The following is a 26,828-nucleotide window of genomic DNA, read 5'->3' on the forward strand; positions in this document are numbered from 1 at the left end:
TTACCGGACCTCCACGGGTGAGCCCTGCAATCGCTCCAGGGCCTCGTTCACCGACGGCGGCATGAGCTGGCGCAGGCAATTGTAGTGGCCGAAGCGGCAGGTGCGATCGAAGCACGGGCTGCATTCGATGCCCAGGCGCACGACTTCGACTTTGTCGGCCAACGGCGGCGTGAAGCCCGGCGAGGTGGAACCGTAGACCGCCACCAGAGGGCGGTTCAACGCCGCCGCGACGTGCATCAGGCCGGAGTCGTTGGACACCACGGAATCGGCACAGGACAACAGATCAATGGCCTCGGCCAGGGACGTGTCGCCGCTCAGATTGGTCGACTCCTCCCGCAGGCCCGGGATCAGCCGCGAGCGGATCTCCTCGCCCACGGAGTGATCGTTTTTCGAACCGAACAGCCAGACTTGCCAGCCTTCGCGGATCTTCGCCTCGGCCACCTGGGCGTAATGCTCGGCCGGCCAGCGTTTGGACTCACCAAATTCGGCACCCGGGCACAGCGCCAATACCGGCCGGTCCAGGGTCAGGCCGAACTTGGCCAGGGCCGTTTCGCGCGTGACCGGGTCGATCTGCAGGCTCGGTCGCGGATAAGGCTTGGGCAACTCGGCGCCCGGCTCGTAGGCCAGGGCCATGAAGCGCTCGATCATCAGCGGATAACGATCTTTATCCAGCGTGCGCACATCGTTGAGCAAGCCATAGCGAAATTCGCCACGCCAGCCAGTGCGCTTGGGGATGCTGGCGAAGAACGGCACCAACGCCGATTTCAGCGAATTGGGCAGCAGGATCGCCTGGTCGTACTGACCGGCCAGGGATTTGCCGATGCGCCGGCGGGTAGCCAGCTCAAGCACGCCATGACCGAGCGGGAAGCTCAAGGCCTTGCGCACCTGCGGCATGCGCTCAAGAATCGGCCGGCTCCACTCGGGGGCCAGGACATCGATTTCGCATTGCGGATGACGCTGTTTGAGGCACTGGAACAGTGTCTGCGCCATCACCATGTCACCGACCCAACTGGGTCCAACGATCAGAATATTCATGAGCTTTCCAAAAACGCTACGGGGAGGCCTACGCCTCCCCGCCTCGAGAATCACTGTGGCTTAGGTCGCTGCCTGTTGCCCTAATCTACAACACACCACCGATCTGTTGTGGGAGCGAGCCTGCTCGCGAAGAGGCCGGCACATCCAGCATCCACGGCGCCCGGCACTCCGCCTTCGCGAGCAGGCTCGCTCCCACAGGGTCCTGCACAAGTTTCAATTACTGCGCAGCACCACAAATCCAGTGTGGGAGCGAGCCTGCTCGCGAAGAGGCCGGCACATCCAATATCCATGGCGCCTGATACTCCGCCTTCGCGAGCAGGCTCGCTCCCACAGGGTCCTGCACAAGTTTCAATTACTGCGCAGCACCACAAATCCAGTGTGGGAGCGAGCCTGCTCGCGAAGAGGCCGGCACATCCAGCATCCATGGCGCCTGGCACTCCGTCTTCGCGAGCAGGCTCGCTCCCACAGGGTCCTGCACAAGTTTCAAGTACTGCGCAGCACCACAAATCCAATGTGGGAGCGAGCTTGCTCGCGAAGCGGCCGGCACATCCAGCATCCATGTTGCCTGATACTCCGCCTTCGCGAGCAGGCTCGCTCCCACAGGTTCCTGCACAAGTTTCAAGTACTGCGCAGCACCACAAATCCAATGTGGGAGCGAGCTTGCTCGCGAAGCGGCCGGCACATCCAGCATCCATGTTGCCTGATACTTCGCCTTCGCGAGCAGGCTCGCTCCCACATTTATATCTTCAGCTCATATACCTTCAGCTGAGCCCCAACTCCCGCCAGATTCGCATCACCTGTCGACGCTCCTCGACGAACTGATCGCCTGCGATCACCCCGGCGTCTTTCTGCAGAGCCTGGCGGTGGGCGGCTGAGCGGTAGGCCTTGTAGGCTTCGCGCAACAGCGTGGCGTCCTCGGCGGGCAGCAACCCGACCTCCTGCAACCCGTCCAGGATGCGGATGTTGTCGGTATAGCGGACCAGCGATGGATGTTCCTCGGACCACGCCAGGGCCGCGTATTGCACCATAAATTCAATATCGACGATACCTCCGGCGTCCTGCTTGAGGTCGAAGGGTGCCGTGGCTTCGAAGGCATTTGGCGCGGTTCCGGCAGCGGTGGCCTTGCTGCCGAGATTATCGCGCATCTTGGCGCGCATCTCGCTGACCTCCTGGCGCAAAGTCGGCAAGTCACGCGAGCGTCCCAGTACCTGAACGCGGACTTTTTCGAACGCCTGGCCCACATCCTGGCTGCCCACCAGCACCCGGGCACGTACCAGCGCCTGATGCTCCCAGGTCCAGGCTTCGTTTTCCTGGTAACGGGCAAACGCCCCCAGAGAACTGACCAGCAAGCCCGACGCCCCGGAAGGTCGCAGGCGCATGTCCACCTCATACAGCTGCCCAGAGTTGGTCTGGGCCGTCAGCAAATGAATGATTCGCTGACCAAGCCGGGTGAAAAACTGTGCGCCATCGATGGGTTTCGGACCGTCGGTTTCGGCCTGCGGGTCACCGTCGTGGATAAACACCAGATCCAGGTCGGAACCATGCCCCAGTTCCAGCCCCCCGACTTTTCCATAACCGACAATAATGAAGCCCGGATCACACAGGCTGCCGTCGGTGCGCAGTGGCACCCCATGCTTGGCCGTCGTCTGGCGCCAGGCCAGGGCCAGCACCTGTTCGAGAATCGCTTCGGCCAGCCAGGTCAGGTAATCGCTGACTTTCATCAGCGGCAGGCTGCCGGCGATTTCCGAGGCGGCCACCCGCAAGCGGTGCGCCAGTTTGAAATGCCGCAAGGCTTCCATCTGCTGCTCAAGATCGTCCTCGGGAATCCGTGTCAGACGCTCACGCAACTCCGCCGCGAGCTCAGGCGCCAGGGGCGGCTTGAACAAACGGCCTTCATTGAGCAATTCATCGAGCAACAGCGGGAACCGGGTGATCTGCTCGGCGATCCACGGACTCGCCGCGCACAGCGTCAACAAACGCCGCAGGGCGCCGGGGTTCTCGGTCAACAGCACCAGATAGGCCGAACGGCGGGCGACGGCCTCTACCAGCGGCAATACCCGTTCGAGCACCAGGTCCGGGTCGGCATGTTCCACCGCCTGGGCGAGCAGGCGCGGAATGAACGCGTCCAGGCGCTCGCGCCCCAGGCGCTGCATGGCGCGCAGCTGCGGGCTGGCACGCAGGACAGCGAGGGCCTTGAGCGCTTTGGGTGCATCGGCAAAACCGGCCTCCTCCAACTGACGACACGCCGCCTCCTCGTCCTGACTGTCTTCCCACAATGGCAACCATTCGCCGCCAACCACCACTTCGCCTTCGCCGCCCTCGTCCTCATCCGGGTCAGCGATGACCTGGCCAAAATGCCACGCCACCCGACCGCGCCAGTACATCAACTGCTCGTGGAACGCCGCCCAATCGACGAAGCCCAGCATGAACGCAATGCGCGCCTGGTCTTGCGGGTTATCCGGCAGCATCTGGGTCTGGCGATCGGCAATGGCCTGGATCGCGTGCTCGGTGTATCGCAGGAATTCATACCCCTGGCGCAATTCATCGATGACCTTGGCCGGCAGATAGCCCTGGCCTTCCAGGGTACCCAACACCTTCAACAACGGCCGTTGCTGCAAGCTCAGGTCACGACCGCCATGGATCAGCTGGAACGCCTGGGCAATGAACTCCACCTCGCGAATGCCGCCCGAGCCCAGCTTGATGTTGTCGGCCATGCCTTTGCGCCGCACCTCCTGCTGGATCAGCTGCTTCATGGTGCGCAGCGCTTCGATGGCAGAGAAATCCAGGTAACGGCGATAGACGAACGGGCGCAGCATGTCGAGCAATTGCGCGCCGGCCACCTGGTCGCCGGCCACCACCCGCGCCTTGATCATGGCGTAGCGTTCCCAGTCGCGCCCCTGATCCTGGTAATACTGTTCCAGGGCATTGAAGCTCAATACCAGGGCACCGGCCGAGCCGTAGGGGCGCAAGCGCATGTCGACGCGGAACACGAACCCGTCGACGGTCATCGGGTCGAGGGCCTTGATCAGCCGCTGGCCGACGCGGATGAAAAACTCCTGGTTATCCAGCGGCCGCTTCGCGCCAACGGTTTCGCCGCCTTCGGGGTAGGCAAAGATCAGGTCGATGTCCGACGACAGGTTCAGTTCCACCGCTCCCAGCTTGCCCATGCCCAGGATGACCATCTGCTGCGGCTCGCCACTGCGCCGGCCGGTGGGGGTGCCGAATTGCTGGCTCAGGCGCTGGTACAACCACTGATACGCCTGATCGATGCAGGTGTCGGCCATGTCCGAGAGATCACGGCAGGTCTGTACCAGATCGGCCTGGCGGGTCAGGTCGCGCCAGATGATCCGTACTTGCTGACGGGTGCGCTGGCGACGCAGTACGCGACCCAGTTCATCCTCGCTCTCGGCGGCTCGTACGGCAGCGGCGATCTGCCCGCACATTTCACCCGCCGCCAGGCTGCGGTCCAGCTCACCGCTGCGCACCAGTTCCAGCAGCATCGCAGGATCCCGTACACTTTGTTCGATGACAAAGTCACTGGCAGCGGCGACGCGGTTGAACTCGGCCCAACGCTGCGGCGTCCAGGCGGACAGCCCGTGATCGTCGTCCAGCGAAGCGACCGCCGCGCGGAACGACTGCTCGGCGCGACTGACCAATGACTGGAGAATTGCCGGAATTTCGGCAAGCGAGGGCAGGCTCATGGTCTATCCTTGATCGGCGCGGGAAAGGCTGGATGTAGTGTTTTTTGCAAAGCCACTACCTGATCGACTGTCGAACAAAGATGATAAATAGCTGATTTTCTGATTTTATTGGCAGCCGGCATCAAGTTTTTACCTGTTCGAGTTGGCTAAAGACCAACAGTAACGATTATTCTCACAACGAAACGAGGGGCCATAAGCCGCTCATGTGTAGTTTTACTACTCGTCTATACATTCGAAAGGCTGAAACGGCCAACGATTTGTAGTAAAACTACACGCCGCCGAAACAACCTTCGGCAATCCAAGAATTTATATCGTCTGCCCACAAGGCCAGTCGCAAACTCAGGCAACCGATTCTGGTAGCCTTTCCGCCCTGGAGCAAGCCATGCAAGACCTCGATCCCGTCGAAACCCAGGAATGGCTGGACGCCCTGGAATCGGTTCTCGACAAAGAAGGCGAAGACCGTGCTCATTACCTGATGACCCGTATGGGCGAACTCGCAACCCGCAGCGGTTCGCAACTGCCCTACGCCATCACCACGCCGTACCGCAACACGATCCCCGTTACCCACGAAGCACGCATGCCTGGCGACCTGTTCATGGAACGCCGCATTCGCTCGCTGGTGCGTTGGAACGCGTTGGCCATGGTCGTGCGGACCAACCTGAAAGATTCTGACCTGGGCGGTCACATCTCCAGCTTCGCCTCCAGCGCGACACTGTATGACATCGGCTTCAACTACTTCTTCCAGGCCCCGACCGACGAACACGGCGGCGACCTGATCTACTTCCAGGGTCACGCATCGCCCGGCGTCTACGCCCGTGCGTTCATGGAAGGCCGCATCACCGAAGACCAGATGAACAATTTCCGCCAGGAAGTGGACGGCAACGGCCTGTCCTCCTATCCGCACCCTTGGCTGATGCCCGATTTCTGGCAGTTCCCGACCGTATCCATGGGCCTGGGCCCGATCCAGGCGATCTACCAGGCACGCTTCATGAAGTACCTGGAAGCCCGTGGCTTCATCCCGGCCGGCAAGCAGAAAGTCTGGTGCTTCATGGGTGACGGCGAGTGCGACGAGCCGGAATCCCTGGGCGCAATCTCCCTGGCCGGCCGCGAGAAGCTCGACAACCTGATCTTCGTCATCAACTGCAACCTGCAGCGCCTCGACGGCCCGGTTCGCGGCAACGCCAAGATCATCCAGGAACTCGAAGGCGTGTTCCGTGGCGCCCAGTGGAACGTCAACAAAGTCATCTGGGGCCGTTTCTGGGACCCACTGCTGGCCAAGGACGTCGACGGCATCCTGCAACGTCGCATGGACGAAGTCATCGACGGCGAGTACCAGAACTACAAAGCCAAGGACGGCGCGTTCGTCCGCGAGCACTTCTTCAACTCGCCTGAACTCAAGGCGATGGTCGCCGACCTGTCCGACGACGAGATCTGGAAGCTCAACCGTGGCGGCCATGACCCGTACAAGGTCTATGCGGCTTACCACCAGGCGGTCAACCACAAAGAGCAGCCGACCGTCATCCTGGCCAAGACCATCAAGGGTTATGGCACCGGTGCCGGCGAAGCGAAGAACACCGCGCACAACACCAAGAAGGTCGATGTCGACAGCCTGAAGCTGTTCCGCGATCGCTTCGACATTCCGGTCAAGGACAGCGAGCTGGAAAACCTGCCGTTCTTCAAGCCGGAAGAAGGCAGCGCCGAGGCCCGTTACCTGGCTGAGCGCCGTGCCGCATTGGGTGGTTTCGTGCCGCAGCGCCGCGCCAAGAGCTTCAGTATCCCGACCCCACCACTGGAAACCCTCAAGGCGATCCTGGACGGCTCGGGCGACCGTGAAATCTCCACCACCATGGCCTTCGTGCGGATCCTCGCGCAACTGGTCAAGGACAAGGAGATTGGCCAGCGCATCGTTCCGATCATCCCGGACGAAGCCCGTACCTTCGGTATGGAAGGCATGTTCCGCCAGCTGGGCATCTACTCGTCCGTCGGCCAGCTCTACGAGCCAGTCGATAAAGACCAGGTGATGTTCTACCGCGAGGACAAGAAGGGCCAGATCCTCGAAGAAGGCATCAACGAAGCGGGCGCCATGAGCTCGTTCATTGCCGCCGGTACTTCGTACTCCAGCCACAACCAGCCGATGCTGCCGTTCTACATCTTCTATTCGATGTTCGGCTTCCAGCGTATCGGCGACCTGGCCTGGGCCGCTGGCGACAGCCGTACCCGTGGCTTCCTGATCGGCGGTACCGCCGGCCGGACCACGCTGAACGGCGAAGGCCTGCAGCACGAAGATGGCCACAGCCACATGCTGGCCGGGACCATCCCGAACTGCCGCACCTATGATCCGACCTACGGCTACGAGCTGGCGGTGATCATCCAGGACGGCATGAAAAAGATGATCGAAGAGCAACAGGACGTCTTCTACTACATCACCGTGATGAACGAGTCCTACCAGCAGCCAGCCATGCCGGCCGGCGTCGAGGCAGGTATCGTCAAGGGTATGTACCTGCTCGAGGAAGACACCCGCGAAGCGGCGCACCACGTCCAGCTGATGGGCTCCGGCACCATCCTGCGCGAAGTGCGTGAAGCGGCGAAGATCCTGCGCGAAGAATTCAACGTCGGCGCCGACGTCTGGAGCGTCACCAGCTTCAACGAATTGCGTCGCGACGGCCTCGCTGTAGAGCGCAGCAACCGCCTGCACCCTGGCCAGAAACCGAAACTGAGCTACGTCGAAGAATGCCTGAACGGTCGCAAAGGGCCGGTCATCGCCTCTACCGACTACATGAAGCTGTTCGCCGAGCAGATCCGCCAGTGGGTTCCTTCCAAGGAGTTCAAGGTGCTGGGCACCGACGGTTTCGGCCGTAGCGACAGCCGCAAGAAGCTGCGTCACTTCTTCGAAGTCGACCGTAAGTTCGTTGTGTTGGCAGCCCTGGAAGCACTGGCTGACCGCGGCGATATCGAACCCAAGGTGGTGGCCGAGGCCATCGTCAAGTTCGGCATCGATCCGGAAAAACGCAACCCACTGGACTGCTGAGGAGAATTTTCGTGAGCGAACTCATTCGCGTACCTGACATCGGCAGCGGTGAAGGTGAAGTAATTGAACTGTTTGTGAAGGTCGGCGACCGCATCGAAGCCGACCAGAGCATCCTGACGCTTGAATCGGACAAGGCCAGCATGGAAGTGCCCGCGCCGAAGGCCGGTGTCATCAAGAGCCTGAAAGTGAAGCTGGGCGATCGCCTGAAAGAGGGCGACGAGCTGTTGGAACTGGAAGTCGAAGGCGCCGCTGCGGCACCTGAAGCGCCAGCGCCCGCTGCGGCCCCGGCGGCGGCTGAAAAGCCTGCCGCCGCACCGGCTGCAGAAGCCGCTCCGGCGACTGCGGCTGCACCTGCCGCGGCCTCTGTCCAGGACATTCATGTCCCGGACATCGGTTCGTCGGGCAAGGCCAAGATCATCGAAGTACTGGTCAAGGCCGGCGACACCGTCGAAGCCGACCAGTCGCTGATCACCTTGGAATCCGACAAGGCCAGCATGGAGATCCCTTCGCCGGCTGCCGGCGTGGTGGAAAGCGTCGAGGTCAAGCTGGACGACGAAGTCGGCACCGGTGACTTGATCCTGAAGCTGAAAGTAGCCGGTGCCTCGGCACCTGCCGCGCCAGCCCCGGCTGCTGCGCCTGCTGCGCCTGCTGCCAAGGCTGAGTCGGCCCCGGCTCCGGCTCCAGCCGCCGCGCCTGCCGCCAAGGCCGAAGCGGCTCCTGCCCCTGTCGCCGCTGCGCCTGCGCCAAGCGGTGCCAAGGTGCACGCCGGCCCAGCCGTGCGTCAGCTGGCCCGTGAGTTCGGCGTCGAGCTGTCGGCCGTCGGTCCAAGCGGTCCTCACGGCCGCGTGCTGAAGGAAGACGTGCAGGCCTACGTCAAGGCCATGATGCAGAAGGCCAAGAACGCACCGGCCGAAGGCGCCACTGGCGGCGCGGGTATCCCGCCGATTCCGGCGGTGGACTTCAGCCGCTTCGGTGAAACCGAAGAAGTCGCGATGACCCGCCTGATGCAGATCGGCGCGTCGAGCCTGCATCGCAGCTGGCTGAACATTCCACACGTGACTCAGTTCGACCAGGCTGACATCACCGAACTGGAAGCCTTCCGCGTCGCACAGAAAGCCGTGGCCGAAAAGGCCGGCGTGAAGCTGACCGTGTTGCCGCTGCTGCTCAAGGCTTGCGCGCACCTGCTCAAGGAATTGCCGGACTTCAACAGCTCCCTGGCCCCAAGCGGCAAGGCTGTGATCCGCAAGAAGTACGTGCACATCGGCTTTGCCGTCGACACCCCGGAAGGCCTGCTGGTACCGGTCATCCGTAACGTCGACCAGAAGAGCCTGCTGCAACTGGCTGGCGAAGCCGCTGCCCTGGCCGAAAAAGCCCGGAACAAGAAGCTCACCGCCGACGACATGCAGGGCGCCTGCTTCACCATCTCCAGCCTCGGTCACATTGGCGGCACCGGCTTCACGCCGATCGTCAACGCGCCGGAAGTGGCGATCCTGGGTGTCTCCAAGGCCACCATCCAGCCAGTCTGGGACGGTAAAGCCTTCCAGCCCAAGCTGATGCTGCCGCTGTCGCTGTCCTACGATCACCGTGTGATCAATGGTGCGGCCGCTGCACGCTTCACCAAGCGCTTGAGCGACCTGCTGGGCGACATCCGCACCATCCTGCTGTGACACCGAAGGGCCCTCCTCACAGAGGGCCCTTTGGGATTCGTTTTCCGAGCGCCACGCTCGTACCTCAACCCCGCCCGTCTGGCGGGGCTTTTTTTGTCTGCAATTCAAGTCAGGTACATCGGTGCAGGATGTGCCGACCTCATCGCGAGCAAGCTCGCTCCCACAATGGATTTGCGGCGCCGCCCAGCATTTGAAACTGATGAAGACCCCTGTGGGAGCGAGCCTGCTCGCGATAGCGGCAGGTCAGGCGACGCGGTAATTCCCTACTGCGCAAGATTCAAATAACTACACCCCCTGTAGTCATTGCCTACAACGTGCGCCCCCTTCCCTATGGATATTTACGACACGCCAAGCCTTAGCATCGAAGCGCCAAGGCATCTTGATGCGTGCCCCATTAAAACTTCGAATGGATTCGAATATGTTCAAACCTACCGTCGGCCCCATCGTCGGCCACACCACGACCCACCATGCGCGGATATTCCTGCGCGGCGACCACGCCAGCAACAGGGTCTTCGCCGGGATTCGCCACAGGCGCCAAGGTGACACCGGCTGGTCGCAAGGCCAATTCGTGCAATTGAAGGCTTACCGCGACATGACCGCTGTCATCGTGCTCAAGGGTCTTCGCGCCGATACCGCCTACGAATACCAGGCGGGCTGGTTCAGCCCCATGCGCCCGACCCATACCGCGGCGACCGTGGGTCAACTGCTATTGCCATGGCCAGGGGAGGTTTACCACTTGCGCACGCCGTCCGGCACCGACAACGCTACTCGCAGTTATATCCTAGGCTCCTGTCGCTATTTGCAGATCGTCGGCGACATGCCGTTGCTGCCCGGGCTCGGTGATCGGATCTTCGCGAGCATCAACCGCCTCGTGAAACAGGCTGATCCGCCGATCAGTGCCGTATTGATGACCGGTGACCAGGTCTACCTCGATGACCTGAACAGGGTCGCCCCGGACCGCAGCGCCCGGGACATTCTGTTCAAGTACCGCACGGCCTTCTCCCAGCCGCACATCAGGCGCTTGATGTCCAGCGTACCGACCTACATGATCCTCGATGACCATGAAATAGAGGACAACTGGCCCGCCAATAAAGAACCGGACGATGAGCGTCTATACGCCAACGCCCTGGATGCCTATGCGCTGTATCAGGCCAGCCATGGCCCGGCTGGCGAAGACCTGGACGACGCAAGCCCAGGCCGACCGCCGCGACGATTCTGGTACCTGTTCGCTCACGGGGATATCCAATGGTTCGTCACCGACAGCCGGACCCGACGCAACCTGTCGGCGGCTGACCGGCGCATCCTTGATCAGGAACAGGAGCAGGCGTTGCTGGAATGGCTCATCGGCAGCACTGCCCGGGTCAAGCTTGTCGTAACCAGCGTCATGTTCTATCCCGATCGCAAACTGGATGACGGAGACGCCTGGCAAGCCTTCCCGAACCAACGCCTGCGCCTGATCGAAGCCATCCGCACGCACCGGATCAAAAACGTGATTTTTGTGTCCGGCGACGTGCACGGCTCCCTGACCAGCCGCCTGGTTCATAACCAGGATCCTGATTTCGCAGTCCACACCATCGTTTCCTCGCCGCTGTGCAACAGCCTGCTGCTGCCCTACGCCACAGCCTCGAGTTTTATCATCGGCGAGCCCATGGCCAAGGCAGCGGGCGGCGAGTATCGATATGAACTGACCAGCAAGGTCATCAGCCAGGACAATTTCGCTCAGCTGCGAGTAACGACCCAGAGCATTCAAGTGACCTTTCATGACCGTGACGGCGGCCCCTTGGAGGTCGTCGATATACCGTTGCGCTGACCTGCGGTGGCACCACGAATGCCTCTGATCGGCCGGCCACTGGAGAAATCCGCTGATCGGCCGATAAAAGGTTTATAGCACTTGGCCTTCATGTCTCTTGTCAGCTAGTGCCGCAATGATGCAACCTTGCGGCAATCCGTAATAACGAGGGCGTCAGCCCGGCGCGATCAGCATCTTCGAAGCGAGTTTCCCTCATGAAAAGCCAACCCGATGCCGCCAGCCGTATGGCGGCCGAGGTAGTGACGCAGTTACCGGTGCCCTCGCGGCTCGGTATGCTGCGTTTCGAACGGCTGAATGAAGCAAGCTGGGCGCTACTGTTTCTCGATCCCAACTGCGAACGTTACTTTGGCCTGCCGGCCGTCGAGCTGTGCTCGCTGGTGAGTTCACCCTATGCCAGCCTCATGGAGCCGGAAGCACGCTACCAGCTGCACGACGCGATCCAGCAGCAGTTGACCCAGGCTCCTCATTACCAGATCCGCTACACGCTGCACACCGCCAGGGGCCCGTTGAACCTCCTGGAAACGGGTGAAACCTACAAACAGCACAACCGCCATTTGCTGCGCGGCTATCTGCTGGTGGTGGACAGTCTGCTGCCGACCGAGCCCTCCGTGCCGGCGCTCGATCTGGAAACCCAGAACTCGCGCCTGCAGATCGCCCTGGAACTGAACCAGCGCGCCCAGCAGGAGCAGCTCCAGCATCTAGACCGGGTGCGCGCCCAACAAGACCTGATTCTGCTGCTGACCCGCCAGCGCTATAGCGCCAACAATTCGTTGCAGGAAGCCGCCGAGCTGATTACCCGTAGCGCCTGCGATATCTACCAGATCGACAGCGCCAGCATCTGGAATCTGGAGGACGGCAAACTGCTGCCGATCTCGGCCTATAACCGCGCCTCCCAGGGATATTTCCTTCCAGGGGTAATCAACGCCAGCGACTTCCCAACCTACATGGAAGCGTTGCAGACCTGCCGCGCCATTGATGCCCACAATGCGATGCGCGACCCGCGCACCCGCGAGATGGCCGAGAACCTGCGCATCCGCGACGTCAACGCAATTCTCGACGCCAGTATCCGTATCGACGGCCAGGTGGTAGGCGTCCTGTGCCTGGAGCAAGTGGGCGCCACCCGCGCCTGGCAATCGGATGAAATCGCCTTTGCCGGCGAACTGGCGGACCAGTTCGCCCAGGTCATCAACAACCACAACCGGCGCACCGCCACCAGCGCACTGCACTTGTTCCAGCGCGCGGTGGAACAGAGCGCCAACGCGTTCCTGCTGGTCAACTGCGACGGCGTGGTGGAATACGTCAACCCGAGCTTCACCGCCATCACTCAGTACACCACTGAAGAAGTCCACGGTCAGCGCCTGTCCGAGCTGCCGGCCCTGGAGAATCTCAGCGAACTGCTCTTCGACGCACCGTCGGCCCTGGCCCAGAGCAACAGCTGGCAGGGCGAATTCAAGAGCCGACGCAAAAACCTCGAGCCCTACTGGGGCCAGCTGTCGATTTCCAAGGTCTATGGCGACAACCGCGAACTGACCCACTACATCGGCATCTACGAAGACATCACCCAGACCAAACTGGCGCAGCAGCGCATCGAACGCCTGGCCTACACCGACAACCTGACCAACCTGGGCAACCGCCCGGCGTTCATTCGCAATCTCGATGAACGCTTCGCCCGGGACAGTGACTCGCCCATCAGCCTGTTGCTGGTGGACATCGACAACTTCAAGCGCATCAACGACAGCCTCGGCCACCAGACCGGCGACAAGCTGCTGATCAGCCTGGCCCGACGCCTGCGCAACAGCCTGAGCCCAAGCGGCAGCCTGGCGCGGTTCGCCAGTAACGAGTTCGCCGTACTGCTGGATGACACCGGCCTGGAAGCCGGCCAGCAGATCGCCAGCCAATTGCTGATGACGCTCGACAAGCCGATGTTCGTCGACAACCAGTTGATCAGCGTGACCGGTTCGGTCGGCCTGGCCTGCGCACCGTTGCATGGGCGTGACCCGCAGACGCTGATGCGCAACGCCGGCCTCGCCCTGCACAAGGCCAAGGCCAACGGCAAGCATCAGGTCCAGGTGTTCACCGAGGCGCTGAACGCCGAGGCCAGCTACAAGCTGTTCGTGGAAAACAACCTGCGCCGCGCCCTGACCCAGAATGAACTGGACGTTTTCTACCAGCCCAAGCTGTGCCTGCGCAGCGGTCGCCTGCTGGGCATGGAGGCGCTGCTGCGCTGGAACCACCCGGAAAAAGGCATGATCCGTCCGGACCAGTTCATCAGCGTGGCCGAGGAAACCGGCCTGATCATCCCCATCGGCAAATGGATCGCCCGCCAGGCTTGCCGCATGAGCAAGCAATTGACCGCAGCCGGCCTGGGCAACCTGCAGGTGGCGATCAACCTGTCGCCCAAGCAGTTCTCCGACCCGGACCTGGTGGCCTCGATCGCCAGCATCCTCAAGGAAGAGCAACTGCCCGCCCGCTTGCTGGAACTGGAGCTGACCGAAGGCTTGCTGCTCGAAGCCACCGAAGACACGCACCTGCAACTCGACCAGCTCAAGCGCTTGGGCCTGACCCTGGCCATGGACGATTTCGGTACCGGTTATTCATCCCTGAGCTATCTGAAGAAATTCCCGATCGACATCATCAAGATCGATCGCAGCTTCATCCATGAGATCCCCGACAACCAGGACGACATGGAAATCACCTCCGCCGTGATCGCCATGGCCCACAACCTGAAACTCAAGGTCGTCGCCGAAGGCATCGAGACCGCCCAGCAGCTGGCGTTCCTGCGTCGCCACCGCTGCGACGTCGGCCAGGGCTACCTGTTCGACCGGCCGATTCCCGGTGCAGAGCTTGTCGAGAAGCTCAAGCGCTACCCGCGCGGCCCTCTTGTCTGACAGCCGCTTATAGCGAGCAGCGGCTTTTCTGAGGCACACTGACGGTCTATTTCGCTCAATTCAATCTGACTGAGAGGACTGATGATGGTCTTGCGCTCGGAAATCCTGGTGAACAAAAACGTGCTTCCTACTCAAGAACAAGCTCTGCCTGGCCGTGAAACCCCGATGACCGTGCCGGAAAAACACTTCGTCCATGACGCGCCGCTGCTGGGCCCGTTTGCCATGGACGTGGACTTCGCGATCTTTGGCCTGGGTTGCTTCTGGGGTGCGGAGCGCAAGTTCTGGCAACGTGAAGGCGTGGTCAGCACGGCGGTGGGTTACGCGGGCGGCTTTACGCCAAACCCGACTTACGAAGAGGTCTGCTCGGGCCTGACCGGCCACAGCGAAGTGGTGCTGGTGGTCTACGAGCCGGAGAAAGTCAGCTACAACGAACTGCTGGCGATGTTCTGGGAACTGCACAACCCGACCCAGGGCATGCGCCAGGGCAACGACATCGGCACCCAGTACCGCTCGGTGGTCTACTGCACCACGCCCGAGCAGCTGGAAGCGGCGAAAAAGAGCAAGGAACTATTCCAGGCTGAACTGACCAAGGCCGGGCTGGGAGAAATCACCACCGAAATCGACGAAGCGCCGACCTTCTACTTTGCCGAGGCGTATCACCAGCAATACCTGGCGAAGAACCCTGAAGGTTATTGCGGGATTGGCGGTACGGGCGTGACTTGCCCGATCTGACAATTCTAAAAGCTTCGCGAGCAGGCTCGCTCCCACAATGGCCAGGGTCGAACCCATATAGTGAGTACACCCCAAGCCCTGTGGGAGCGAGCTTGCTCGCGAATGCGGCCTGACAGTCGGCCAGGGGGTTTGTTGACCGAGTACATATCCGTTGCTGCGGTAACGGCTGCCTAGGGTTCCGCCCTTACGGCGGGTCACTTTTGGAAAGAGCGCCAAAAGTAACCAAAAACGCTCTGCCCCACCACTTGGTGCCTCGCTTGGGCTCGGCATGCCCTCACTCCGGCATTGCTCCGTGGGCCCGCCGCAAGGGCCGTCCCTGGCCCAGCGCGGCTATCCCGGCATCCATGCCGGGATGCCCACTGCGCAATGCCTGCGTTCGGCCAGCGTGGTTAACGGGGCGCCTCAGATCAAGATCAAGATCAAGATCAAAATCAAAATCAAAATCAAAAGCAAGGCGGCCTGATTCTTGCGGGGGTACCCCGGTTTCATTGTCGGAGCGAGCCTGCTCCGGGCGGCGATCCGACGAAGGCGGCCTATCAGGCGTCATCAATCAGCTTTCAGCAATCAACCAATCCATCTGCCAACCACCCTGGGTCTGCCCGAGCTTCCTGGATAACCAGGGCAGCAATTCCCGCAATTCTTCCTCAAGCCCCCAAGGCGGATTGGCGATGGCCAGGCCGGAGCCGTTCAGGCTGTTCGGCGTGGCCAGCGGATGCACCAGCAATTCCACCCGCAACAGCTTCGGCGCGCCGGTGCCGGCCAGGTCCTGGTAGAAGCGACGCAACATGCGCTGGTCCTTCACCGGGTACCAGATCGCCGCGACCGTCTGGCGCATCCGGCCGATGGCTTCCTTGAGCGAAGCGGCGCAGCGCTGCATCTCGTCGAGCTGTTCAAAGGGCGGATCGATGAGCATCAGCCCGCGCTTCTCGCTCACCGGCAGCAGAGCCCGCGGCACATGCCAGCCTTCGCCCAGGTGCACCGCCACGCGACGGTCACCCTTCATGTTGTCCTTGAGCAGAACGCCGTCTTCGGGATGTTTCTCGTTGAGCAGCACCCGGTCCTGCGCCCGGGTCAGGCGCCGCGCCAGTTCCGGTGAGCCCGGGTAATAGCGCAACTGACCGTCCGGGTTCATCTCGTGCAGCACCTTCATGTACTCGGCGGTCAGCGGCGGCAGGTCATCCTGGCCCCACAACCGCGCGATGCCTTCCAGATATTCGCCGGTGCGATTGGCCTGGTCACCCTGCAAGTCGTACAGCCCGATGCCCGCGTGGGTATCGAGGTAGGCAAAGGGCTGCTCCTTGCGCGACATCAGGGCAATGAGGCGGGTCAAGGTCAGGTGTTTGAACACATCGGCGTGATTGCCGGCGTGGAAGGCATGGCGATAATTCATGGCGGCTCCTGCGAAGGCCGAGGAGTTTACCTTGAAGCGTGCCGAACGTCAGGGGTTCGCAGCCGAGCGGACGAACAGACCCGTGGCGAGGGAGCTTGCTCCCGCTGGGCTGCGCAGCAGCCCCTTACAACGAGCCTCAATACGCCAACAGATCACAGGCGCCCTCCTTGCAGCGCTCGCATTCCTCGCAGAACGGCGCGGGGCTTTTCAGGCTGAGGATCTGCGCATGGCTAAGGGACGAGGCCGGCGCGGCGGCGAGTTTTTCCGCCGCGCCGGGCGCAATGGCTTCGGCCCCCATGGCTGCCATCGGTGCACCACCGACCTGGATCGGTACGCTGCTGAAGATTCCGCCCGGACCGATGTTGATCCAGTGCCCACCGGCCTGGATGGTCGCGCTGGCGCCACCCTCCAGCACGATCTGCCGGCCGGCACTGACATGAAAGCCCCCCACGGCGCTGATGGCCTGGTTGGCCACGCGGATATGCCGATCGCCCGTGACCAGCAGGTGATCGTCCTGGCGGACCTCGACCTGACGCCGACCTGCGGTGATGCGCTGCTCGCCGTTCTGCAGTTCATGCCGCGACAAGCCTGCGACCACGATGCTGCGCTCGTGATCGACCTGCACGCGCTGGTCGTGCAACACGTGCTGGGTCCAGTTGCGCTGGGCCCTCAGGTAGATTTCCTCGGCACCCTTGCGGTCCTCGATGCGCAACTCGTTGTAGCCACCGCCACCGGGGCTGCTCTGGCTGCGCAATATGCTGCGGGTCTTGTCCGCCGGCAGGTCCAGCGGTACCGGGTTGGCGCCGTTTGGCAGACAGCCCACCACCAGCGGCTTGTCCACGTCGCCCTCCATGAACCCCACCAGCACTTCCATGCCGACCCGGGGAATCATCACGCCGCCGTAGTGATCGTGTGCCCAGCCGCTCGCCACCCTCAGCCAGCAACTGGAATGCTCGTCACGCTTACCGTCGCGATCCCAGACCAGTTGCACCTTGACCCGCCCGAACGCGTCGCAATGTATTTCGCTGTCCGCCGGGCCGGTCACCACCGCGGGCTGGTAGCCGTTGACGGACGGCTTCCTGTGTTGCAAGGGCGGACGAAAGAACACTTCACACGGCGTCGCGAGGAAGCTATTTCGGTAGCCCTGGAACTCATCCGCGCCGACAGAGGCGTTTTCTTCCAGCACCTGCGGCTGGCGGCCATGGTGGTCAACCTGCGTCAGCAACCAGAGGTCGTTCCATTGCGCCCGGGGATGCTCCTTGATACACATAAAATGTCCGCTGGCAAAGGCGCTGTCATCGCTGCCGCCCTCCGCCAGGCACCCATCACCCGCCTGCCGCTCGAGAGCATGCTGGGCCAGATGCTGGCCATCGTCGCGGTCGGTGAACTGGCCGGGGTAGTGATAACTCTCCAGAACGGGAAGTTGCTGATTGTCGATGTCCGCCTGCAACGAGAGGCCCGGCTTGCGAAAATCGTAGTCGCGCAACATCACGGCGTTGGTGTGGGTCTGCAGCCGCACCGCCAGGCGCTTGATGGCCGGCTCGGCGGCAGCCATGCCGCTGCCGGGCAGATACACAGTGGACTCGGGCAAGCGCGGGAACACCGTCTGGTCGTCGCCAAATATCAGCAGGTGGCCGTCAGGGCTGTGTCGGAAGTGATAATGGATGCCGACTTCGGCGCAAATCCGCTCGATAAAAACCAGATCGCTTTCGTGGTACTGCACGCAATATTCACGCTCGGGGTATCGTCCGCCGAGACCAGTGAACTGGCAGGCATCGGCGAGAATACCGTGTTCCTTCAATACGTGGGCGATGATTTCCGGCACGCTCAGGTGCTGGAAAATCCGCTGGTTGATGCGATGGCGCAAGTAAGCCAGGCGAGGCACCAGGCTGATTTGATAACGGCTCAGCCGCTCGCCCGAATCGCCTTGGGCGACGCTATAGACCTGGCCGTGTATCCCGCCACCTTGGTGGCCGAAGCGCAGATAAGCCTGACGATGCAATAGATCTTCAAGCACCAGGTCGGGCCGCTCGCTGACCAGTTCCAGATCAAAGCGATAGGGCTGGCTGACGGCTTCCGTGCCCTTGAACTCAAGGACCTGCAATTCATTCGGGCCGCTGTCGAATGTCAGCGTAAAACGTGGCGAGTTGGCAGGCGCGAACATCCGATGTGCCTCTGCGAAAGGGAGGCAAACGATTCTGCATGAGCCATGGCGGATTGGACCGATCAGCGGAAAAAACAGATTTGCCTTACAGACGACGGGGCAAAGGTTGCAAAAAACAAACGTATCGCCTGACATCGCGGTTTGGCAGAGCCTGTCAGGCAAAGTGAGGTAACGGCGGAGTCTCTCCAACAATCGGGCCGGGGCGCCGCCAAAAAAAACGGCCCGCCTCCATAAGAGACGAGCCGTTTTCCAAACCTTCAGACGAGCCATGAAGGCCTCGCCGAGTGGCTTATTGATTCAAGCGGAAATCCTTCTCGGCCGCGTCGAAGCGCTGCAGCATGCCGGCGGTTGGCGAACCCATCTTGCTGACCAGGTAGATCGCCAGGCTGGCAAAGATGAAGCCAGGGATGATTTCGTAAAGGCCCAGCAGCTCGAAATGCTTCCAGACGATTACGGTGATCGCACCCACCAGGATCCCGGCCAGCGCGCCGTTACGGGTCATGTCTTTCCAGATCACCGAAATCAGTACCACAGGACCGAATGCCGCACCGAAACCGGCCCAGGCGTAGCTCACCAGGCCCAGCACGCGGTTTTCCGGGTTGGCGGCCAGGGCGATGGCGATGACCGCTACCAGCAGCACCATGAAACGACCGACCCAGACCAGTTCCAGCTGGGAAGCGCTCTTGCGCAGGAACGTCTTGTAGAAGTCTTCGGTCAAGGAACTGGAGCATACCAGCAGTTGGCAGCTCAAGGTGCTCATGACCGCCGCCAGGATGGCCGACAGCAGGACACCGGCAACCCATGGATTGAACAGCAGTTTCGCCAGTTCGATGAACACACGCTCAGGGTTTTCGGTTACCGGACCGGCCACTTCAGGGTGCGCCGAGAAGTAGGCGATACCAAAGAAACCGACGGCAACGGTGCCGCCCAGGCACAGGATCATCCAGGCCATGGAAATACGACGCGCCTTGGCAATCGACTTGACCGAATCTGCCGCCATGAAGCGCGCCAGGATATGCGGCTGGCCGAAGTAGCCCAGGCCCCAGCCCATCAGCGAGATGATGCCGATGAAGGTGGTGTTTTTCAGCATGTCGAACGACGTAGGGTCTTTCGCTTCGATGGCCAGGAACGTGGTATCGACGCCGCCGGTGGCCAGCAGCACGATGATTGGCGTGAGGATCAACGCGAAGATCATCAGCGTGGCCTGCACGGTATCGGTCCAGCTCACGGCCAGGAAACCACCGATGAAGGTGTAGGCGATGGTCGCGGCGGCACCGGCCCACAGCGCGGTCTCGTAGGACATGCCGAAGGTGCTTTCGAACAGACGGGCACCGGCAACAATGCCGGAAGCGCAGTAGATGGTGAAGAACACCAGGATCACGACGGCGGAGATGATCCGCAGCAAACCGCTCTTGTCTTCGAAACGGCTGGCGAAGTAGTCCGGCAGCGTCAGCGCGTCACCGTTGTGCTCGGTCTGCACCCGCAGGCGCCCGGCCACGAACAGCCAGTTCAGGTAGGCACCGATGATCAGGCCGATGGCGATCCAGCTTTCCGACAGGCCGGACATATAGATGGCGCCGGGCAAACCCATCAACAGCCAGCCGCTCATGTCGGAGGCACCGGCAGAGAGCGCCGTCACGACACTGCCCAGGCTGCGACCGCCCAGGATGTAATCGGAAAGGTTGTTGGTGGAGCGATAAGCCATCAGGCCGATCAGGACCATGGCTGCGATATAGATCACGAAGGTGATCAGGGTAGGATTGCTGAAACTCATGAGTACGCCCTGGCTTTGTTTTTATGGTGCGGTGGCAGTTGAAAACCCGGACAACGCAGACGTTGTACCGACGTTTTGTGGACCCGCGAATTTATGACTGATGTTTCCCCAGGAAAGCCACCAGCCGATGCCCCTCGGCGGAAAGCCGGTTGCACCTTGGCCGCGAATGCTATTCAACAAATCAAATAAGGTGCAACCAGTTTCGTTCAAATAAGTTGCACCTAGTCGGAATATTCGTACGGAAGGAGACTTTTCGCACGCTATTGGTGCACACAAGGGTGATTTTCGGCTCAGTAGCGCACCAACAAAGTGCGAAGCATGTTCGGAGCCCGGTGCGTCCTGATGAGCTGCTCAATATTTCGACAAAAAACAGGTTGCACCCGGTTGCACCTCTATCGGCTCGCAGCTAATCTTGCCGCCAGCTGATGCCACGCCATACGTGGTAAACATGAGGATAAAAATATGGCTACCACCACCCTTGGGGTCAAACTCGACGACCCGACCCGCGAACGCCTGAAGGCGGCCGCAACCTCGATTGATCGCACGCCGCACTGGCTGATCAAGCAGGCAATTTTCAATTACCTGGAAAAACTCGAGGGTGGTGCAACCCTGACCGAGCTGAACGGCTCGACCCGCGCCGACAGCGATGATGCCGGTGAAGTCCACCCCGACCACGCTCACCAGTGCTTCCTGGAGTTCGCCGAAAGCATTCTGCCGCAATCGGTCCTGCGCGCCTCCATTACCGCCGCCTACCGCCGCCCTGAGCCGGAAGTGGTGCCGATGCTGATCGAGCAGGCCCGACTGCCGGCCGAAATGGCCGAAGCCACCAACAAGCTCGCGGCGTCGATCGCGGAAAAACTGCGCAACCAGAAGAGCGCCGGCGGGCGTGCCGGTATTGTCCAGGGCTTGCTGCAGGAATTTTCCCTGTCGTCCCAGGAAGGCGTGGCGCTGATGTGCCTCGCCGAAGCACTGCTGCGCATCCCGGACAAAGGCACCCGCGACGCACTGATTCGCGACAAGATCAGCACGGGCAACTGGCAGCCGCACCTGGGCAACAGCCCGTCGCTGTTCGTCAACGCCGCCACCTGGGGCCTGCTGCTGACCGGCAAGTTGGTCGCCACTCATAATGAAGCCGGCCTGACTTCGTCGCTGAGCCGCATCATTGGCAAGAGCGGCGAGCCGATGATCCGCAAGGGCGTCGACATGGCCATGCGCCTGATGGGCGAGCAGTTCGTCACCGGCGAAACCATCGCCGAAGCCCTGGCCAACGCCAGCAAATTCGAAGCCAAGGGCTTCCGTTATTCCTACGACATGCTCGGTGAAGCCGCGCTCACCGAACATGACGCCCAGAAGTACCTGGCCTCGTACGAACAAGCCATCCATTCGATCGGCAAAGCCTCTCACGGCCGTGGGATTTACGAAGGCCCGGGCATTTCCATCAAGCTTTCGGCCCTGCACCCGCGTTACAGCCGCGCCCAGTACGAACGCGTCATGGACGAACTGTACCCGCGCCTGCTGTCGCTGACCCTGCTCGCCAAGCAATACGACATCGGCCTGAACATCGACGCCGAAGAGGCCGACCGCCTCGAACTGTCCCTGGACCTGCTCGAGCGCCTGTGCTTCGAGCCGCAGCTGACCGGCTGGAACGGCATCGGCTTTGTGATCCAGGCCTACCAGAAGCGCTGCCCGTACGTCATCGACTATGTGATCGACCTCGCTCGTCGCAGCCGTCACCGCCTGATGATCCGCCTGGTGAAAGGCGCCTACTGGGACAGCGAGATCAAGCGCGCCCAGGTCGAAGGCCTGGAAGGCTATCCGGTCTACACCCGCAAGGTGTACACCGACGTTTCCTACATCGCCTGCGCCCGCAAGCTGCTGTCGGTGCCGGAAGTCATCTATCCGCAATTCGCCACGCACAACGCCCACACTTTGTCGGCGATTTACCACATCGCCGGTCAGAACTATTACCCGGGGCAGTATGAGTTCCAGTGCCTGCACGGCATGGGCGAACCGCTGTACGAACAGGTTGTAGGCAAGGTTTCCGAAGGCAAGCTGAACCGTCCGTGCCGTGTGTACGCGCCTGTCGGCACCCACGAAACGCTGCTGGCCTACCTGGTGCGGCGCTTGCTGGAAAACGGCGCGAACACTTCGTTCGTCAACCGCATCGCCGACCAGTCGATTTCCATCCAGGAGCTGGTGGCCGATCCAGTGGCGAGCATCGAGCAGATGGCAACGCTGGAAGGCGGTTTCGGCCTGCCGCACCCGCGTATTCCGTTGCCACGCGATTTGTACGGCAGCGAGCGCGCCAACTCCAGCGGCATCGACCTGGCCAACGAACATCGCCTGGCCTCGTTGTCCTGCGCCCTGCTGGCCACCGCCCACAACGACTGGAAAGCCGCGCCGATGCTCGGCTGCGCCGCCAGTGAAGAAACCCCGGCACCGGTGCTGAACCCGGCCGATCATCGTGACGTGGTGGGCCACGTGCAGGAGGCTACCGTCGCCGATGTCGACAACGCCATCCAGTGCGCCCTCAACGCCGCGCCGATCTGGCAAGCCACGCCACCGGCCGAACGCGCTGCGATTCTGGAGCGCGCCGCCGACCTGATGGAAGGCGAGATCCAGCCGCTGATGGGCCTGCTGGCCCGCGAAGCCGGCAAGACCTTCGCCAACGCCATCGCCGAGGTACGCGAGGCCGTGGACTTCCTGCGCTACTACGCGGTGCAGGCGCGCAACGATTTCACCAACGATGCCCACCGTCCATTGGGCCCGGTGGTCTGCATCAGCCCATGGAACTTCCCGCTGGCGATTTTCAGCGGCCAGGTCGCCGCCGCACTGGCCGCCGGCAACCCGGTACTGGCCAAGCCCGCCGAGCAGACGCCTCTGGTGGCTGCCCAGGCAGTGCGCCTGATGCTTGAAGCCGGCATTCCGGAAGGCGTCCTGCAATTGCTGCCGGGCCGTGGCGAAACCGTTGGTGCACGCCTGGTGGGTGACGATCGGGTAAAAGGCGTGATGTTCACCGGTTCAACCGAAGTCGCGCGCCTGCTGCAACGCAATATCGCCGGACGCCTGGACAACCAGGGCCGGCCGATCCCGCTGATCGCCGAAACCGGCGGCCAGAACGCGATGATCGTCGACTCTTCGGCCCTGACTGAACAAGTGGTCATCGACGTGGTGTCCTCGGCTTTCGACAGCGCCGGCCAGCGTTGCTCGGCCCTGCGTGTTCTGTGCCTGCAGGAAGATTCCGCCGACCGCGTCATCGAAATGCTCAAGGGCGCCATGGCCGAATCGCGCCTCGGCAACCCCGAGCGCCTGTCGGTGGACATCGGCCCGGTGATCGACGCCGAAGCCAAGGCCGGTATCGAGAAACACATCCAGGCCATGCGCGATAAAGGTCGCACCGTGTATCAGATGGCAATCGCCGACAGCGACGAGTGCAAGCGCGGCACCTTCGTGATGCCGACCCTGATCGAGCTGGAAAGCTTCGACGAGCTGCAACGCGAGATCTTCGGCCCGGTGTTGCACGTGGTGCGCTACAAGCGCAAGGAACTGGACCAGTTGATCGGTCAGATCAACGCCTCCGGCTACGGCCTGACCCTGGGCGTGCACACGCGCATCGATGAAACCATCGCCAAGGTGATCGACAACGTCCATGCCGGTAACGTCTATGTAAACCGCAACATCGTCGGTGCCGTGGTCGGCGTGCAGCCGTTCGGCGGCGAAGGCCTGTCGGGCACCGGTCCGAAGGCCGGCGGCCCGCTGTACCTGTACCGCTTGTTGTCGACTCGTCCTACCGATGCGATCCAGCAGTCCTTCGTACGTGGCGATGCCCTGTCGGCACCGGACCTGCGCTTGCGCGACGCCATGAGCAAACCGCTGACCGCCCTGCAAGCCTGGGCCGACAGCCACAAGCTCGCCGAACTGAGCGCCCTGTGCGTGCAGTTCGCCGCCCAGTCGCAAAGCGGCATCACCCGCCAGCTGACCGGCCCGACCGGCGAACGCAACAGCTACGCCATCCTGCCCCGCGAGCACGTGTTGTGCCTGGCGGACGTGGAAGGCGACCTGCTGACGCAGCTGGCGGCCGTATTCGCCGTAGGCGGCTCGGCCGTGTGGCCGGAAACCGACACCAGCAAGGCATTGTTCGCACGCTTGCCGAAGGACATTCAAACGCGTATCCAGCGGGTTGCCGATTGGACCAAGGACGACGTGCTGTTCGACGCAGTCCTGCACCACGGCGACTCTGACCAGTTGCGCGGCGTGTGCCAGCAAGTGGCCAAGCGCGCCGGGGCGATCGTCGGGGTGCATGGCTTGTCCCAGGGCGAAACCAATATCGCCCTGGAACGCCTGGTGATCGAACGCGCGCTGAGCGTCAACACCGCGGCGGCGGGTGGTAACGCCAGTCTGATGACGATCGGTTAAGCGCGACGTTCGCTGAGCATCGGCAATAGATGCTCAGCCCACCGAACCTGTGGGAGCGAGCTTGCTCGCGATAGCGGCCTGACAGCCAGCATCTTTGTTGTATGTGAGATAGCTATCGCGAGCAAGCTCGCTCCCACATTTTATCCGCGTCAGATCACCCCCTGCGTTCTGCCGCTCCATCACCCAAATCAATCTTGCTGTTCACCCTCCCGCCTCACACCTAGACTCGGCCCATTCCAAGAAAAGGTAGGCCGCCATGTCCGAGACGCTGCTCAGTTCCCGCAATCTGGCTTTCGAGCTGTATGAAGTCCTTGATGCCGAAGGCCTGACCCAGCGCGAACGGTTTGCCGAGCACAATCGCGAAACCTTCGACGCAGCCATCGGTACGGCCCGCAGCATCGCCGAAAAATATTTCGCGCCGCACAACCGCAAGAACGACGAAAACGAACCGCGCTACGAAGATGGCCAGGCCATCCTGATCCCGGAAGTGAAACCCGCGGTGGATGCGTTCCTGGAGGCGGGCTTTCTCAACGCCGCCCGCAGCTTCGACGCCGGCGGCATGCAACTGCCGACGCTACTGTCCCAGGCGTGCTTCGCGCACTTCCAGTCGGCCAATGCCGCTTCGACTTCCTACCCGTTCCTGACCATGGGCGCGGCGAACCTGATCGAAAGCTTTGGTAGCGATGAGCAGAAACAACGCTTCCTGCAACCGATGATCGACGGCCGTTTCTTTGGCACCATGGCCCTGACCGAACCACACGCGGGTTCTTCGCTGGCGGATATTCGTACGCGCGCGGAACCGGCGTCCGACGGCACTTATCGACTCAAGGGCAACAAGATCTTCATTTCCGGTGGCGACCATCCGCTGTCGGAAAACATCGTGCACATGGTCCTGGCCAAACTGCCGGACGCGCCGCCGGGCGTGAAGGGCATCTCGCTGTTTATCGTGCCCAAGTTCCTGGTCAACGAAGATGGCAGCCTGGGCAAGCGCAACGACGTACTGCTGGCCGGGCTGTTTCACAAGATGGGCTGGCGCGGCACTACGTCTACGGCGCTGAACTTCGGTGATAACGGTGAGTGTGTCGGTTACCTCGTCGGCAAACCGCACCATGGCCTGAGCTACATGTTCCAGATGATGAACGAGGCGCGGATCGGCGTCGGCATGGGCGCCGTCATGCTGGGCTACGCCGGTTACCTGTATTCCCTTGAATACGCCCGCGAGCGCCCGCAGGGACGAGTGCCCGACAGCAAGGATCCAGGCACCGCGCCCGTACCGATCATCCAGCACGCCGACGTACGCCGCATGCTGTTGACCCAGAAAGCCTACGTGGAAGGTTCGTTCGACCTGGGCCTGTACGCGGCGCGGCTGTTCGACGACACCACTACGCTTGAGAGCGAAGCCGAGCGCCGCCGCGCCCATGAGTTGCTGGACCTGCTGACGCCTATCGTCAAATCATGGCCATCGGAGTTCTGCCTGAAGGCCAACGAATTGGCGATCCAGATTCTCGGCGGCCATGGTTACACCCGTGAATATCCGGTGGAGCAGTATTACCGCGACAACCGCCTGAACCCGATCCATGAAGGCACCCATGGCATCCAGTCCCTGGACTTGCTCGGACGCAAACTGGCACAGAACGGCGGGGCCGGTCTCAAGCAACTGATCCGTCTGGTGGCCGATACCAGCGAGCGCGCCCAGGCGTACGATTCGTTGACGCCCCTGCGCCAGCCGCTGGAAGCCCTGGTGGCGCGCCTGCAATCGGTCACCCTCGGGCTGCTGACGGACCTGGCCCAGGGCAAGGTCAACAGCAGCCTGGCCAATTCGGCGCTGTACCTGAAAGTGTTTGGCCATATGGTGATTGGCTGGCGCTGGCTGGAACAGGCGATTCGCGCCGAGGAAGGGCTGGCCAGGGGCAACGCGGCGGATGTGGACTTCTACAGGGGCAAGCTGCAAGCGGCGCGCTACTTCCTGACCTGGGAAGTGCCGGGCTGTCACCACGAGCTAGCGATTCTCGAGGCGCGGGATGATACGTGCCTGGGGATGCGGGATGAGTGGTTTTGAGCCGGAGCTTGCTGCGCGGCTGAAATCCATTCGCGAGCAAGCTCGCTCCCACAGGGGGCTCAAGTGAACGCAACATCTGCGTTCGCCATAGATCTACTGTGGGAGCGAGCCTGCTCGCGAAAGCGGTCTGTCAGTTAAAGCTGAATCGCCTGATCCGACGCTTT

At 61.9% G+C, this 26,828-nt stretch carries 13 protein-coding genes; 8 read left to right on the forward strand and 5 right to left on the reverse strand.

Translation table 11 applies throughout. The features are described from left to right. Entirely contained in the window at positions 1-1,035 is a 1,035-nt protein-coding gene (gene waaF / locus J3P84_RS25115; protein WP_434626414.1) for a lipopolysaccharide heptosyltransferase II, read from the reverse strand. Between the two features lie 761 nt (positions 1,036-1,796). After that, positions 1,797-4,736 (reverse strand): bifunctional [glutamate--ammonia ligase]-adenylyl-L-tyrosine phosphorylase/[glutamate--ammonia-ligase] adenylyltransferase, encoded by a 2,940-nt coding sequence (gene glnE, locus J3P84_RS25120; protein ID WP_434626415.1) that lies wholly within the window; start codon positions 4,734-4,736, stop codon positions 1,797-1,799. A 382-nt stretch (positions 4,737-5,118) separates the two neighbouring features. On the opposite strand from glnE, the gene aceE reads away from it, so the two are divergent. The 6 genes from aceE (at position 5,119) to J3P84_RS25150 (ending at position 15,324) form a co-directional block, all read left to right on the forward strand. Then, a complete protein-coding gene (gene aceE, locus J3P84_RS25125; RefSeq protein WP_434626416.1) occupies positions 5,119-7,764 on the forward strand; it encodes a pyruvate dehydrogenase (acetyl-transferring), homodimeric type in 2,646 nt (881 codons plus the stop codon). 11 nt (positions 7,765-7,775) lie between these two features. Further along, complete coding sequence (gene aceF / locus J3P84_RS25130; RefSeq protein ID WP_434626417.1) at positions 7,776-9,431, forward strand: dihydrolipoyllysine-residue acetyltransferase; 1,656 nt, start codon at positions 7,776-7,778, stop codon at positions 9,429-9,431. 418 nt (positions 9,432-9,849) lie between these two features. Then, positions 9,850-11,241 (forward strand): alkaline phosphatase D family protein, encoded by a 1,392-nt coding sequence (locus J3P84_RS25135; RefSeq protein WP_434626418.1) that lies wholly within the window; start codon positions 9,850-9,852, stop codon positions 11,239-11,241. Positions 11,242-11,435: 194 nt separating this feature from the next. Next, positions 11,436-14,129 carry a putative bifunctional diguanylate cyclase/phosphodiesterase gene (locus J3P84_RS25140; RefSeq protein ID WP_434626419.1) on the forward strand — a complete coding sequence of 898 codons (2,694 nt, stop codon included), beginning with the start codon at positions 11,436-11,438 and terminating at the stop codon, positions 14,127-14,129. An 84-nt stretch (positions 14,130-14,213) separates the two neighbouring features. Further along, positions 14,214-14,861, forward strand: coding sequence for a peptide-methionine (S)-S-oxide reductase MsrA (gene msrA / locus J3P84_RS25145; protein ID WP_434631522.1), 648 nt, complete (start codon positions 14,214-14,216; stop codon positions 14,859-14,861). Between the two features lie 292 nt (positions 14,862-15,153). Beyond that, positions 15,154-15,324 (forward strand): hypothetical protein, encoded by a 171-nt coding sequence (locus tag J3P84_RS25150; protein ID WP_434631586.1) that lies wholly within the window; start codon positions 15,154-15,156, stop codon positions 15,322-15,324. An 87-nt stretch (positions 15,325-15,411) separates the two neighbouring features. Here the strand turns inward: J3P84_RS25150 and J3P84_RS25155 are convergent, their stop codons facing one another. The 3 genes from J3P84_RS25155 to putP all read right to left on the reverse strand — a co-directional run bounded on the left by J3P84_RS25155 (position 15,412) and on the right by putP (position 20,189). Further along, on the reverse strand, positions 15,412-16,251 hold the full coding sequence (locus tag J3P84_RS25155) for a 23S rRNA (adenine(2030)-N(6))-methyltransferase RlmJ (RefSeq protein ID WP_434626420.1): 840 nt from the start codon (positions 16,249-16,251) through the stop codon (positions 15,412-15,414). 136 nt (positions 16,252-16,387) lie between these two features. Further along, on the reverse strand, positions 16,388-18,415 hold the full coding sequence (locus J3P84_RS25160; RefSeq protein ID WP_434626421.1) for a type VI secretion system tip protein VgrG: 2,028 nt from the start codon (positions 18,413-18,415) through the stop codon (positions 16,388-16,390). A gap of 289 nt (positions 18,416-18,704) precedes the next feature. Further along, positions 18,705-20,189 (reverse strand): sodium/proline symporter PutP, encoded by a 1,485-nt coding sequence (putP, locus tag J3P84_RS25165; protein WP_434626422.1) that lies wholly within the window; start codon positions 20,187-20,189, stop codon positions 18,705-18,707. Between the two features lie 462 nt (positions 20,190-20,651). On the opposite strand from putP, the gene putA reads away from it, so the two are divergent. Both putA and J3P84_RS25175 read left to right on the forward strand, forming a co-directional pair. After that, a complete protein-coding gene (gene putA / locus J3P84_RS25170) occupies positions 20,652-24,605 on the forward strand; it encodes a trifunctional transcriptional regulator/proline dehydrogenase/L-glutamate gamma-semialdehyde dehydrogenase (protein ID WP_434626423.1) in 3,954 nt (1,317 codons plus the stop codon). Positions 24,606-24,861: 256 nt separating this feature from the next. After that, the gene (locus J3P84_RS25175; RefSeq protein ID WP_434626424.1) at positions 24,862-26,664 is read left to right on the forward strand and encodes an acyl-CoA dehydrogenase; all 1,803 of its coding nucleotides are present in this window, start codon (positions 24,862-24,864) and stop codon (positions 26,662-26,664) included. Positions 26,665-26,828 lie beyond the last annotated feature (164 nt).

Source organism: Pseudomonas sp. Z1-29, assembly GCF_051131995.1.
Classification (GTDB): Bacteria; Pseudomonadota; Gammaproteobacteria; order Pseudomonadales; family Pseudomonadaceae; genus Aquipseudomonas.

Coding starts and splice junctions, on each gene's coding strand:
- waaF (WP_434626414.1), bottom strand. CDS start 1,035: ATGAATATTCTGATCGTTGGACCCAGTTGGGTCGGTGACATGGTGATG.
- glnE (WP_434626415.1), bottom strand. CDS start 4,736: ATGAGCCTGCCCTCGCTTGCCGAAATTCCGGCAATTCTCCAGTCATTG.
- aceE (WP_434626416.1), top strand. CDS start 5,119: ATGCAAGACCTCGATCCCGTCGAAACCCAGGAATGGCTGGACGCCCTG.
- J3P84_RS25135 (WP_434626418.1), top strand. CDS start 9,850: ATGTTCAAACCTACCGTCGGCCCCATCGTCGGCCACACCACGACCCAC.
- J3P84_RS25140 (WP_434626419.1), top strand. CDS start 11,436: ATGAAAAGCCAACCCGATGCCGCCAGCCGTATGGCGGCCGAGGTAGTG.
- msrA (WP_434631522.1), top strand. CDS start 14,214: ATGGTCTTGCGCTCGGAAATCCTGGTGAACAAAAACGTGCTTCCTACT.
- J3P84_RS25155 (WP_434626420.1), bottom strand. CDS start 16,251: ATGAATTATCGCCATGCCTTCCACGCCGGCAATCACGCCGATGTGTTC.
- J3P84_RS25160 (WP_434626421.1), bottom strand. CDS start 18,415: ATGTTCGCGCCTGCCAACTCGCCACGTTTTACGCTGACATTCGACAGC.
- putP (WP_434626422.1), bottom strand. CDS start 20,189: ATGAGTTTCAGCAATCCTACCCTGATCACCTTCGTGATCTATATCGCA.
- putA (WP_434626423.1), top strand. CDS start 20,652: ATGGCTACCACCACCCTTGGGGTCAAACTCGACGACCCGACCCGCGAA.
- J3P84_RS25175 (WP_434626424.1), top strand. CDS start 24,862: ATGTCCGAGACGCTGCTCAGTTCCCGCAATCTGGCTTTCGAGCTGTAT.